Raw genomic sequence first — 13,607 nt, 5'->3', positions numbered from 1 at the left:
AATGTGAAAAAAGAGAATAAATGCTCTAATTTTTTAGATTACAAAGTAATAGGACAGGAAGTAAGAAATCGTAGATTAGCAAAGGGATATACTCAAAAAGATTTAGCAAAAAAAATCGGAACAACATATCAGGTAATACTTCAATACGAAAAAGGAACACGCAGAATTTCAATTAAGAAGTTATATGAATTAGCAGAAGCATTATCAACAACTGCTAGAGATCTAGCTTGCGGACAAGAAGTATCAAATGAGGGAAGGTATGAGGAAGAGGAGGTACTAAATCTAGTAAGAAGACATAAAGAGATTAAGGATCAAGAATTACGTGAAACGTTTTATTTATTAACTAAATTCATCCGTATTAGTGAGGAAGAAAGTGGAAAGGCGGTAAAAATAGAAGTAGCAAAGGGTTTGGTTAAGGAAGGAGTTTCTGCTCATGTTATCTCTCAAACGACCAGTTTATCTATTGATGAATATGATAATGATGAAAAAAAAATTTCTATTCCGTATAAAGTAGGTCGAAGAATAAAAGAATGGAGGTTGAGAAGAGGATACACACAAGAAGATTTAGCAAGTAAAGTGGGCATAATAAATCAAAGAATATATGAATATGAACAAGGACGAGCTGGTGTTTCACTTGAAATGTTAGATGAAATAGCAAAGGTACTATCAATTAGTATTACAGACCTACTTCCAGAAACAAGAGAAAATGAGAATAGTGAAGCAGAGCTATCAAGGTTAATAGAAGAATATAAAAAGATTAAAAGCCAAGAGCTACGTAATGTACTAATAAAATCTCTGTTTGAAAGCATACAAGTTTGCAAAGAGAAAGTGAAGAGAGTAGAAAAGATGAGAATTGCAAAGAATTTAGTTAAGGAAGGAATTTCTATCAATATTATTTTAAAAACAGTGGGCATCTCTTTAGACGAAATTCAACAAATTTAAAATAAAAAATCAGTATCTATTAATATCTTTACTTTTTGATGAAAAAATAAGTAAAAAAGATTGAAAAATTGATTTGACTTCACTCAAAAGCTATGGCCTTATGCCAATGCTGACAAAAAACAGCAGTAAATATATAAAAACATTTTGTTATTAGTGAAGGGTAATTTTTATGAATAATAAGAAAGATCGTAGAGAAGAAATAGAATTCAGAGCATTAGAAAGCAACGGTAAAGCACTACTTGATCGTGAAGTAATAGAAACGTTTCTAAGTGCAGTGCATGACAGGGAAGAAGCTCGAATTATTGCTAGAAAGCTAATAGATAGTTTTGGAATAGGAGGAGTTTTAGGCCAGGAAATAGATGACTTGAAAACTATAGAAGGGATAACTGACTCTACAGTAGCAGTAATTTTATGCCTAAAGGAAGCTGCAAAGAGAGTACCAAGAGAAGAGTTAAAGAAAGGACCTGTAATGGATAACTTGGAAACCATAGTAAAATATTTGAGGGTGAGTATTGGTTATTCAGAGGAGGAAAAGATGAAAATAATATATTTTGATCAAAAGTGCCGTTTAAAGGGGGAAGAAGTGTTCACTGGTACAGTGGATAAGGTACCTTTTTACATAAGAGAAGTAACAAGAAAGGCATTAATAAGAAAAGCGACGTCAATAATAATATCGCATAACCACCCAGAAGGAAGGTTAAAGCCATCTGATGAGGATGAAGCTGTAACTAAAGACTTGGCTAAAGCTTGTCAGACTATAGGGATTAGGTTGCTGGATCACATTATCATCACAAGTGTTGGGTATTTTAGCTTTAAAGAGCAAGGACTGTTATAAAGCAGATGTTTGAAGATTTTCATGAGCTGTTTAACTACTTGAATGAAGAAAGTATTTGCAAATACATTAATTGTTGCTTATAATTAATGAGAAAGTATATATTGAATTAATAATAAAGTAATAAAGTCGGTTGTAGACTTAGTAAAGTATATTTAATAGCGGAGGCTAATATGAGTAATAAAATAATTGTACCTTTTGATGATCAAGAAGGAAGTACTTACGAGTTAAACATTGATCTTGATAGATTATCGAAAGGTGAGATGTTAAATGCGATTATAGGAATTGGCCGTACTAAGGAGCAATCCACCTTTGTAAGCAAAATTAATAAGGCTAAAAAGTTTGGAGAAGTGCCCTTCCCTAATAGAGACGTTCAAATCAACTACGGAAAAGGGCTTGACTACATATATGGCACAAAACCTTTGAGTAATCAAGCAGATTATCCAGAAGGGTTGAATCCATTTGCTTCAGCTTTGCAAAAAATAAAGCCAAGTGCAGGTGAAAGTGAAACTTTGAGCTGGTTTAAAAGTGAAGTGGTAGAGGCAAAGAATGTAAATGAATTGCACAAAGTTATAGACAAAGTACTAGCTTCTGGAGGAAGGCTAAATGCATGTAATGATGGAGAGTGGAGCTTTGCTGAATATGTAGTATTGGGTACACATTTTCATAAATTAGAAAAAAGTGATCGAAAAAAGATAATGCGTAAATTAATGCTAAGCGGTGCAGAGTTTCATGATACTTTATTGGAGAATAAATTGATAGGTGAAATCTATAATGAGCTACAACCAGAAGTTCAGCCACAGATAGAGAAGCAACTAGAAGAACTAGAAAAAGCTGGCGAAAGTGCTGTTCAAGAAGGAGAATTAATAGATATCGAGATAGACAATACAACATCGTATATAGAATTTTCTGATAATAGCAAGGTAGAGGTAGCCAAAATACTGGAAGCAAACAGAAAGTTAGGAAGTAATATTTTAAAAATTGGTAATGATGCAGTTGAGGTTAAAAGCGAGAAGGGAGGTATAAGAAACTATATCGATATGTCAGATGAAAGCTCTATTATATTACAATTTCCTACAAGCATTGGTCAGCTAAATATTATATTGTACCACGATGTAAAAAAATATGATCAAGTACAAGTCAGAGTAGAAAACAAGGAAATGTGGGCTGAGTTACAAAAAAGAGGCGAAGAAATAGGAAAAAACTGCCTTTTTGGGGGAGTGAAACTTCAAGAAGCAGTAGAGAAAGGTAATTTCACTAGATGTGGCATATGGAATGAAAAGTATGCTATAAAAGAGATTGGCAATGATGAAGTATTGTCTTCATGGGTAAATAGGGTATGTGGAGGTAGTAAAGAAACCTTTAGGGAACTTTAATTCATTTATTTTAAGGTTCCAGAGTTTACTGGAGCCTTTGAGCTATAGTAGAAAATATTATATATATGGTTTTTTGCGTGGAAAAAAGTCTAGATTATGAAGTAGGACAAAAAGTAAAAAGTTGGAGGTTAGAGCGAGGTTATACTCAGAAGGGTTTAGCTGAGAAAATTGGTGTAAAGTACTGGGTAATACTGCAATATGAGAAAGGGAACCGTAAAATTCCAATTAAGAAGTTATATGCCATAGCAGAAGCATTATCAGTAAATGTTAAAGGTCTAGTTTGTGGAGAGACACTACCAAATAAAAAAAGATATTTTGAAGATGAAGAAATATTAAATTTAGTAAAGGGGTATAAGGATAAAGAATTAAGCGAGGTATTTTATTTATTAACCAAATTTATTCGTTTGAGTGAGGAAAGAAGCAGAAAAGCGGTAAAAATGGAAGTAGCAAGGGGTTTGATGAAAGTAGGAGTTTCTGCTCATGTTATCTCTCGAACAACTAACTTATCTATTGGTGAGTATGAGGAGAACAAAATTCCCATTCCATACAAAGTAGGGCAAAGGATAAAAGAGTGGAGATTGATACGAGGATATACACAAAAAGATTTAGCGAATAAAGTTGGCATAACAAATCAAGGAATATACGAGTATGAACAAGGGAGAGCTGCTGTCTCACTTGAAATGTTAGATGAAATAGCAAAGGTATTATCAATCAGTATCATAGATCTACTTCCCGAATCAGATGAGGATAGTGAAGCGGAAGAAAAGCTATCAAACTTGATAGAAGAATACAAAAAGATTGAGAGTCGAGAATTACGCGATATGCTAATCAAGTCTTTATTTAAAGGTATACATGTTTGTAGAGAAAAGGTCAGAGAGGAAAAGAAGATTGAAGTTGCAAGGAATTTAGTGAAAGAAGGAATTTCTGTTGATATTATCTTGCAAACGACAGGCTTATCAAATTATATGATTGAGAAATTTTTGTGATTTCATAAAAACTTAGCCAATAGTGGATTTTTTTGTGATAGAATATATGTTTGCTTCTGTAGGAAAAACAGCTTTTAGAGGATTTATCTATGATAATTCAGAGCATATTGGCTCAGCAAGCTACGAGCTGGGGAAAAAAATAGAAGGTTGTAGGATAGTACAAGGGTATACTCAGGCAAAATTAGCAAGCAAAATTGGTTTAACACATAAGGAAATACATAACTTTGAACTAGGGTGCAAGGCTATTACAATCAAAGAATCGTATATAATAGCAGGAGCATTGTCAGTTAATGTTATAGATCTACTTCCAGAACCAACAGTACTAAGAGAAAACAGTTGGTATGAAGATGAGGATAAAGAAATAGTCTATCTAACAAAAATACATAGAGAAATTAAGGATCAGGAATTACGCAAGAAGCTGTATCCATTAGTAAGGTTTGTATATATTAGCGAGAAAATTAGCCAAGAAGAAGCGAAAATAGAAGTAGCAAAGAATCTAGTGAAAGAAGGAGTTTCAGTTGATATTATTTCCCAAGTGACTCGCTTATCTACTTATGAATATGATGATATAGAGAAAGAAATTTGTACTGATTCTATACTCTACAAAGTGGGGAAAAGGATAAAAGAGCAGAGATTAATACGGGAATACACTCAGGAGGACTTGGCAAATAAAATCGGTTCAACACCTAAAGAAATACACGACTATGAACGAGGATATACAGACATTCCAATTGAAATATTATATAAGATAGCAAAGACATTATCAGTTAACATTAAAGCTCTTGGACTAACAGAATATGAAAATGAGCCAGTTTTTGGGTTTATAGGTAAATGCGAAAAAATTGAGGATCAAGAATTACTGGATACGGTAGCCAGATCTTTATCTGAAGGAATGCAAACTGGTAAAGAAAAGGTTAAAAAAGCAGAGAAAATCAAGATTGCAAAAGATCTAGTTAAGGAAGGTGTTGCTATTGATATTATTGTGCGAGCAAGTGGCCTAACTGCTGATGAGTGTGAAAATTGAATGTGTTTAAGATATAAGTAAAGTTAGTTAATGATTTAACCAACAGAATTTGCTAACCAACTTTTTTGGCTCAGTTGAATTTTGCTTGGTATAAATTAAGATATGAAATCGCAAAGTTTATCTATTAATTTCTGGTTGTCCTCTATCATTGCATTTGCCTTGTATCTTGAGAAAAGCATCTAATGTTTTAAGCTTAAGCATTAGATGGAGAAGGGAAAAACTCTGGCATTTGCCTTAGATACAAAATCTGTGCAAGAGATAAGAGATCCCTTCTTATATGTTAAAAACAAGTCTTTATAAATGTTATAGAATGGCAATATAAGGACATATGGAGAAGAGGAACCGTTTCCCTTCTTGGTTATAAGAACCGTTTTTGAGCAAGGTTCTCTTCTCTGTTTTATATACTGAAAGTTCCGAACAACTGATTGAGCTTTTAGGCTCGTATATAAGGGTGGAAAATGCAGTATTCAATATTATTTTATGGAGGAATTATGAATTCACCAAATACTATTGCTGGCATTGATGTTAGCAAAACTAAACTAGACATCCACATTCATCCACTTGGTTATTATAAAACGTTTGAAAATAACGTACAAGCTATTGATCAAGTGCTCGACTTTCTACACTTGCATAATGTAACAAAAGTTGGATTAGAAGCTACTGGTGGATACGAAAAACTATGCGCTTACACTTTACTAAGCAATGGTTTTGAAGTATATGTCATTCAACCTAGATGGGTTAGAGATTACGCAAAAAGCCTTGGTATTAGTACTAAAACTGATAAAATAGACTGTAGTATCATCTCACGTTATATTAATAATACAGACATGCGTGTTACTCCTTTAAATGTTAATAATACTGATTGTTTGAAGCAAAAACTATCTCGCAGAAATCAACTAGTGGAAATGGCAAAGATACAGAAAACCCAAGCTCACCAGATAACCGATGTATCCATAATCAAACAAATAGAAGAATTGCTTGTAATTTTGCAAAATCAAATTCAAATCTTGGAAGATGAAATGATGGTATTAATTGATCAAAGTCAAGAGCTTAAAAAAAAATACATGTCAATAACTAGTATACCAGGTGCCGGTAAAACCTTGGCTATTACTATGATCTGTTACATGCCAGAACTAGGAATTCTTAAACATAAAGAAATATCTAGCCTTTCTGGAATTGCGCCATTTAATCGAGACAGCGGTTTTAGTAAAGGAAAAAGGTGTATTCAAGGCGGTAGATCACAAATTAGAACAGTTTTGTATATGTGTATCCTTAGTGCACAAAGGTACAATTCTTATATAAAAATCTTCTTTGATAGACTATATGATCAATACAAAAAACCATATAAAGTTGCTTCTACTGCTGCCATGAGAAAATTACTTATTCTTGCTAACTCTTTAGTAAGAGATGGTAGAGTGTTCACTAAGGAATATAGTCCTAATTCTGCTTTTATCTAGTACTAGCGTAGCTGTGAATAAATACGTCCACACAACTTTAAGTATTTATTCACAGCTACATCAATTTTTCTATTGACTTTTAACACAACTGCTCAAAAGTATAGGCTGGACGGTATCGTAGAAAAACCTAAATGGTTCTAATTCTGTATTCACAAGGTAAGCCTTACTTTTCATTTTTAATAGTAGTATATGGAGTTATACATGATCAACAACTTTTTAGGTATAGATGTTTCAAAAGAACGCTTTGATGTTTCTCTCTCATTCATAAGTAAAAAAGGAAAGCGTGAAACTAGGAAAAGGAAATTTAAAAATGATGATACAGGATTTCGAAGTCTACTGGATTTCTTGCAAAAACATAACGTAGAAGAAGTAAAAGCCTGCATGGAATCTACAGGTTGTTATAGTGAAGCTTTGGCTGAATTTCTTCATAACGCTGGACATTTCGTTAGTGTTATAAACCCAGCTTGCATAAGGTTTTACGCAAAAAGTAAGCTTGCACGGCAAAAGAATGACCAGACTGATGCAGAGATTATTGCAGATTATTGTCAAAAACAAGAACCAACTCGTTGGACACCACCTTCTCTCGAAAAGAAAAAATTAAAACATCTTTATCGTTGCTCAGATGCATTGAAAGATGAGTTAACATTAGTAAACAATCATTTAGAAAAAAAAAGAGAGACTGCCTGAAGAAGTTGTAAATGTTTGGGAGAGTTTAGCAATGACCATAGAACAATCAATAGAAACAATAAAAAATTCCACACGTGAACTATTAAAACAACACAAAGAGTTGCTAGAAGATTTTCAACTCCTATTAACTATTCCAGGAGTAGGAGAGGAATCAGCAATAGCTATTTTAGCTGAAATTCCTGACATAAAAGTTTTTATAAATGCCAGGCAATTGGCAGCGTATGCTGGGACTATACCACAAAATATAACATCAGGTTCATCTGTACGTGCCAAGCCTAGATTGAGTAAATCAGGTTCACGAACATTACGTAAGGCGATGTATTTTCCTGCTATAGTAGCTAAGAATCACAACCCTATCATTATGACTTTTTGTGAAAGATTAAAAGAGAAAGGTAAGCATAATATGGCCGTTGTGGGGGCTTCAATGCGTAAGTTACTCCACATTGTTTTTGGTATTTTAAGTTCAAGAAAGGCCTTTGATCCAGATCATATTAAGAACTATAGAGCTAGGAGGTTGGCTGAAGGCTTAGTGCTTTAAAAGCAAAAAATGCTCCAATTATGTGAAATAGTATCTTACACAAATTTATGGAATGTTGTTGGTTAGTGGATATGTTGATAAGTAAATTTCTGCTGTCTTGTCTACATAGAACTAATTTACTTATCAACATATCCACTAACTATAGTCTGTATACTGCCACACAGTATGTGGATTGGAAGTATTTTTTGATTTTATGATGCAGCTTGGGTAATTTTTTTGTTGACAATAAAGACGGTATCTCTTGCTGAAGAGATTTGATATTTTTGAGTGTAATATTGTCCATCTCAGTCGATGCTACTTTCAATTGCGATTGTATTCTTATATATTTATCGTCTATTACTTGTTCTAGTTGATAATCAACGCAATCCAGAGGCAAACATCACATTCAGTAGTGGCTTGATCCACCCTATTTTGCCAAATTTCCTTGAGTTAGCATACTTTATACTTCTATCTGTTCCACCAGTGCCTATTGATAGCAGTATAATCTCATCATTTGGAAATAACCTCTTACCACTTGCATATGCACAAGCCGCTGGATTATTGGCAAACACTCCACCATCTATCAATACTCTCTCTGTTTGGCTAATTTTCAGACGTTTTGGTGTGAAGTACGTTGGAGCAGCTGTTGTAGCTCTGAGTGCATCTTTCAACTTAATGTTTTTTTCTTTCCAACTTTTGAAGAAAAATTCACAACTATTCTGAATGTCATAACTGGTGAGTAGTAGATTACTCGCAACATCGGCCATAGTACTTTCACCAAAGTATTTGTTGAGAATAAATTCCATATTTCTATATGAGTACTGAGAACCACTCAGCCAAGAAGCAATTGATTTTCTCCAAAATGATGATTGAAAGATATATGCTCCATACTCTTGGTAAAGTTCAACCAAATCATTGGCAGAGTATTGAAGTTTATTGCTTTTACAAAGTCCAGCAACAATAATCCCACCGGTTGAGGTTCCTGCCATTAAATCAAAAATCTGGGAAATTGGCTTTTTTGTCCTAGATTCAATTTCTGCTAGAATAATGGCAGGTATTATCCCTCTAATGCCACCTCCATCTACAGATAAAATGTACTTTGTCACTGTAAAATTTATTTGTGTTTGTGAATAGCTTCAAGTTCGTTGACTTCTTCAGTGAGGTTTTTCACTCTCTCTTCAAGTCGATAGACTATTTCGATTAGTTCTTGGTTTTTTTCTATAAATTTATCATGGATGTGTACACGTAAGTCAAGTTTTGCCAACCACCATATGAATCCTACAGTCTGTAGAACTATTGTTATTATTACCGCTATTGGGATTTTTTGCTTTTTCATGTGAAAATATTAACTTGTTATGGATAGTTTTGGAAATTTATATGCAGATTATAGAAAACTTACAGCTTTAGTGATTACTTTTTGTTGATTCGTATTGATCCTCTGCTTTAGCAAGTAGCTTTATGATTTCATCATAAGGTTTGTCCTTATTATGCCGTGATCTTAATACAGCAATTTTCCTTGGTGTTTTTCCATCTGTATCTCTAATGGTAGGATCTGAACCTTTGTCTAATAAAAATCTAATTATCTCCAATTTGCCTTCATATGTAGCTGCATGTAAAGGTGTCCATCTTTCATATTTCGTAGCATTTATATCAACTCCTTTTTCTACTAGGAATTTTACAACCTCTGCACATCCCTCTTCTGCAGCATAATGTAGTGCTGTTAATTTAGGGATCTGCACATTAATATCTAATAGATTTTCTACTAAGAATTTTACAGTCTCTAAGTTACAATTTTGAGAAGCAATGCGTAATATCGTTTTATAATTATCTGCAGCCTTTGCCTTCATGTAGGAATAGGTAGCAATAATACATACTATTACTGTTATAAGCCACCAAAAATGCAGCTTGTTTTTTGTATCTTGACCCAATTTATCCATATTCAACATCTTTTTAATATTAAATAGATCATTTACTCATTTTTTATTAACATTACTTACTCAAAGATGCTGACAACATAGTAAGGTAACCTGAGCTATTTAAAGTATGCTCCGCTCTATTAACTATCCATTCACCATCTACCGCTTGGTTAAAGTCTATAAGATTAAGTTTAGCTTCTGCAAAAATTTGAGGATTACCAGGCATAGTTATATCTAAAGCTTCATTGTTACGCTTCAATTGTTTCAACTTGGCATTTGCTGCACTCAGCGCTGACTCTGCATTAGAGTAAAGTTCCAGCATAATATAACTTGGCTCGCTACTACCAACTGTTTCTTTAATAGTTTCGCCCTTTTCATAGCTATGCCACTTTGCCACTACTGAATTATACTTATCACGTACGGTAAAATGTACTTTCCAGTTAATTGTATCTTGAGGTCTAATAGTCGTTGTTCCTAAAGCTTTTCCTGTGGCTGATTTTGCCATATTCTTTGAAATAAACAATATATACCCACCAGCTAATTTTGCCATTGCTTCACGCTCTGTTGCGATCTTTGTTAACAGACTTATATCACTTTCATCTGCCTGATTAATGTGGGGTATCAATACATTCTTAAATTCCTTAGCGACTTTGTATCCATATCCATGTTTTTGGGCTATTTCTTTTACTAAGTTTTCTATGGTAATTTGGCGCCATTCTTTTGATACTTTTGCCTTCAAAGATATTCTTAAATTTGTTGCATGAGCTTTGATTAGTAGAGTCTTAGGTGGACCCTGTATAGTCACTTCGTTGACTGTATATATACCCATTGGAAAGATTCCAAATTCCTTATAACCTAGTGCTATGTTCAATTCATTCGGAATATCTATGTCTTCATCCCTGTAATCAACACACACTTTAACTACATCATCTATTATTCCTGATTCATCTGTAAGGTGCAATGATATAACTCTATCTTTAATTGATTCACATTTATCTATTATAAAATCTGGCTGCATTTATTCCCAGACCTTTAATTTTGACTTTTGTACTATTTTCTTAATAGTAGGAAGCTTTATCTTTAATTCTGCGGGCAAAAAGCTTCCGTATTCTGCCAAACCCAAGTTCTCTGCTAGTACTAATTCCACTACTCCATCAGTAAATCCGTAATGTTTCCAGCAAATCAGATCTAACATCTCATTTTCTTTACTCACATAGTATATAGTCATCTATAGCTTTTTAAACTCAAACTAAATTCAATTTTTCTCGGTAGTCCATTAGGTAAAAAATACATCTGCTTTTCTTCTAACCTAGTAATTACGAATTGTCCTAAAATATTACCTAAACTATCTACTAAAATATGTGGTTTTTCAGTTTCTTTCACACTCTTTAATTGATTTAGCACGTTGAGATTATGCAGATAAATCATTCCTTCTAAATCTATATTTTCTACACCTTGACCGATATTTTGTAATAGTGGCATATTTTCAATACACTCAATCGTGCTCCAACGATTTTCTCTGCTATACTTTAAACTTGTGGGAGCAAACTTATATGGACCAAGAGATAGCATCAATAAAATGTCTCTACCGTATCAAATAAAACATCACGTGACTTTTCTCTTATCCTTTTTATTACTTCATCTGCAAGACTACGAACATCTTGGTTAGGTTCTGCTTTAATGCTGATAGTGTAATTATTAGTGATGTTCTGAGTTTTATTTTGTTCTTTATTTTCAAACTTACTCCTTGCAAAATCTGCAAATATCTTATCGCTCTCTGTCTCCTCAATAAGGCTTTTGACTCTGAAGCTATTTTTATTTCTCTTTGAAAATTCTTTAATTATACTGTTACCTAGCACAGGATTTCCACTGTTGAGAATATTACTCTTTATGGGAGTATGGACTGCTTTTATTTCAGTTTTTCTTTTTTCAAATTCTTTCAGTGGGCTATTTTCCAATACTTTTCCAAATACACTTTCCCCTATCCATGAAAAAGCTTTTCCTATAGGTTCAATGAGTGATTTCCACAAGCTAGAGAAAAAGTCTTTCACCTTTTGCCAGTTAGCTATAACAAGAGCTGCACCAGTAACAAGTCCAGCAACTAAAAGTCCTATAGGGTTAGCGAGTGTTATTGCTCTTAGTCCTGTTACTACTGCAGGAAAAACTATAGCTGATAAAAATGAAAATACTCCAAGTAGGTTTGCTTTCAGACTAAAAATCGTACTTCCTAGCAATGTAAATCCGTATCCTAGTCCTACTGCTACAATTTTTAAACTTATCAAGGATGCTACAGTACCCATGATTGCCGTGGTTAAAGTTGGATATTTTTCTGCAAACTCTGCTATATATCTAGTTTTTTCTTGTAAAAATTCAGCTATAGATTTTAAAGTAGGCAACATCACTGAGCCCAGGTTCATACCAACTTCAGCTATTGCATTTCGAAGAAGTCGTAATTTATTAGCTGTAGTGTCTGCACGATTTTTGAATTCTTCTTGTAGAGAGCTCTTGTACTTTTCTGTATTAGCCAATAACTTTATTGCATCCTCATACTTATTAAAACTTCCAGCTAATAATGCAATATCATCTTGATATTCCTGACCGAAAAGTTTCATAAGGATTGTAGAACGTTCCTGGTTATCCATTTTCTTTAGAGTTTGAAAAAAATAGAGTAATGCTTCTTCGCCGTTTTCGCTTATTCTTTGTACTATTTCTTCTGCAGTTATTCCCATTTGCTCTAATGCTGCTTTAAAATCCCCTCCTTGTTCTTCAGCAGTCTGAAGTTTACTAAGTAGAGCATTTATAGCAGTTGCAGCTTTTGCTGGTTGTTTACCTAAACTAACGAAGGCATTTACTAAACTACTTGTTTCCTTGATGTCAAGACCAAATTGTTTTGCAGTACCACCAACTATTGCTAGAGCTTCAACCATATCTTTTGCTTTGGCAGCAGTGTTATCTGATAAGTGATTGATTACATTACCAACGTATTCCATTTTACTAACATCAATTCCATAAACGTTAGAGAGTTTAGCTATAGAATCACCTGCTTGCTCTGCAGACATATCAAATGCTGTAGACATTTTTGCCACTGTTTCTGTAAACATAAAAAGATCTTCTTTCTTGATACCAAGTTGACCACCACTTGCAGCTATTTGTGCCAGTTCTGCGGCTGATAATGGTATAGTACGTGACATCTCTTTTAACTTCTTTGCAAATTTAGTTGCTTCATCCGTTCCTTTTTTAAAATCTACCACTTTTGTAACATCAGCCATAGCACTTTCAAAGTCAATTGCAACTTTAACTGGAGCTGCAAGCGTTAGCCCTAGCCCAATAGTCTCTATAATTTGTGACTTAAAATGTGCTTTGCTTGCTAAAAAACTTTGGTGACTACGTATTGCAGATCCAAGCTTACCATACTTACCTTTTAATACTTCAATAGAAGAGCCAAGTTTATGTTGGTCACTTACTAAGTACTTAATATTTCTTCCACTTTTTCTTACTTCTTCATTAAATGAATGCAAAGCATCTCTCTTTTTCAAATATGCTTCTTTTGCTTTTATTGCGGAGGTTTTGGCCTTGTCAAATTCTGCTTTTAAAGTTTTGCTCGGTTTCTCTATTGCCTTCATTTGTTTAGCTAAAGATTTTACTTGATCTTCAAAGCCTTTCCATGACCTCTTGCTAGTCAAAACATCATGACCTAACTGCTTAAACTTTGATACTGATTTTAAAGATGAGTCAAGCTTTCTTATATTCTCACCAAGATGAGTAAGTTGACTGCTACTTCCTTTTATTACAGTACTGAAACTGCCATCTAGGACTGCTCCAATTTTTATAGATAACGTTGACATTGTACCTTCCTCGCTGCTTTATGCC

Annotated in this window: 12 protein-coding genes and 2 pseudogenes; 7 read left to right on the top strand and 7 right to left on the bottom strand. The window is 33.8% G+C overall.

What is annotated here, in order from left to right; genetic code table 11:
• Positions 1–3 precede the first annotated feature (3 nt).
• The 7 genes and pseudogenes from ABWU56_RS02895 to ABWU56_RS02865 all read left to right on the top strand — a co-directional run bounded on the left by ABWU56_RS02895 (position 4) and on the right by ABWU56_RS02865 (position 7,842).
• Positions 4–942, top strand: coding sequence for a helix-turn-helix domain-containing protein (locus tag ABWU56_RS02895; protein ID WP_353281237.1), 939 nt, complete (start codon positions 4–6; stop codon positions 940–942).
• A gap of 169 nt (positions 943–1,111) precedes the next feature.
• On the top strand, positions 1,112–1,777 hold the full coding sequence (locus ABWU56_RS02890; protein WP_262986252.1) for a RadC family protein: 666 nt from the start codon (positions 1,112–1,114) through the stop codon (positions 1,775–1,777).
• 170 nt (positions 1,778–1,947) lie between these two features.
• Complete coding sequence (locus tag ABWU56_RS02885; RefSeq protein ID WP_353281236.1) at positions 1,948–3,150, top strand: hypothetical protein; 1,203 nt, start codon at positions 1,948–1,950, stop codon at positions 3,148–3,150.
• A gap of 65 nt (positions 3,151–3,215) precedes the next feature.
• The gene (locus ABWU56_RS02880) at positions 3,216–4,136 is read left to right on the top strand and encodes a helix-turn-helix domain-containing protein (RefSeq protein ID WP_353281234.1); all 921 of its coding nucleotides are present in this window, start codon (positions 3,216–3,218) and stop codon (positions 4,134–4,136) included.
• Between the two features lie 46 nt (positions 4,137–4,182).
• Complete coding sequence (locus ABWU56_RS02875) at positions 4,183–5,160, top strand: helix-turn-helix domain-containing protein (protein WP_264377706.1); 978 nt, start codon at positions 4,183–4,185, stop codon at positions 5,158–5,160.
• A gap of 458 nt (positions 5,161–5,618) precedes the next feature.
• Positions 5,619–6,617, top strand: a complete 999-nt coding sequence (locus ABWU56_RS02870) for an IS110 family transposase (protein WP_353281245.1) — start codon at positions 5,619–5,621, stop codon at positions 6,615–6,617.
• A gap of 201 nt (positions 6,618–6,818) precedes the next feature.
• A pseudogene (locus tag ABWU56_RS02865) lies at positions 6,819–7,842 on the top strand (IS110 family transposase).
• A gap of 139 nt (positions 7,843–7,981) precedes the next feature.
• On the opposite strand, the pseudogene ABWU56_RS02860 reads toward ABWU56_RS02865, so the two are convergent.
• From ABWU56_RS02860 to ABWU56_RS02830, 7 genes and pseudogenes are all read right to left on the bottom strand, one after another.
• Positions 7,982–8,927 (bottom strand): annotated as a pseudogene (locus ABWU56_RS02860) (patatin-like phospholipase family protein).
• Positions 8,928–8,935: 8 nt separating this feature from the next.
• Positions 8,936–9,157, bottom strand: a complete 222-nt coding sequence (locus ABWU56_RS02855; RefSeq protein WP_019236453.1) for a hypothetical protein — start codon at positions 9,155–9,157, stop codon at positions 8,936–8,938.
• A gap of 67 nt (positions 9,158–9,224) precedes the next feature.
• Entirely contained in the window at positions 9,225–9,758 is a 534-nt protein-coding gene (locus ABWU56_RS02850) for an ankyrin repeat domain-containing protein (protein WP_353280942.1), read from the bottom strand.
• A gap of 52 nt (positions 9,759–9,810) precedes the next feature.
• On the bottom strand, positions 9,811–10,755 hold the full coding sequence (locus ABWU56_RS02845; RefSeq protein ID WP_353280943.1) for a phage tail protein: 945 nt from the start codon (positions 10,753–10,755) through the stop codon (positions 9,811–9,813).
• Positions 10,756–10,965 carry a tail protein X gene (locus ABWU56_RS02840; protein ID WP_353280945.1) on the bottom strand — a complete coding sequence of 70 codons (210 nt, stop codon included), beginning with the start codon at positions 10,963–10,965 and terminating at the stop codon, positions 10,756–10,758.
• The gene (locus ABWU56_RS02835; RefSeq protein ID WP_022626303.1) at positions 10,962–11,309 is read right to left on the bottom strand and encodes a phage tail protein; all 348 of its coding nucleotides are present in this window, start codon (positions 11,307–11,309) and stop codon (positions 10,962–10,964) included. The genes ABWU56_RS02840 and ABWU56_RS02835 overlap by 4 nt, the downstream gene beginning before the upstream one ends.
• Entirely contained in the window at positions 11,309–13,582 is a 2,274-nt protein-coding gene (locus ABWU56_RS02830; RefSeq protein ID WP_353280946.1) for a phage tail tape measure protein, read from the bottom strand. The genes ABWU56_RS02835 and ABWU56_RS02830 overlap by 1 nt, the downstream gene beginning before the upstream one ends.
• Positions 13,583–13,607 lie beyond the last annotated feature (25 nt).

This window comes from Wolbachia endosymbiont (group B) of Horisme vitalbata (assembly GCF_964028625.1).
GTDB lineage: Bacteria > Pseudomonadota > Alphaproteobacteria > Rickettsiales > Anaplasmataceae > Wolbachia.
Note: the sequence above shows the minus strand (reverse complement) of the source record. Positions and strands in the feature narration are given on the sequence as shown.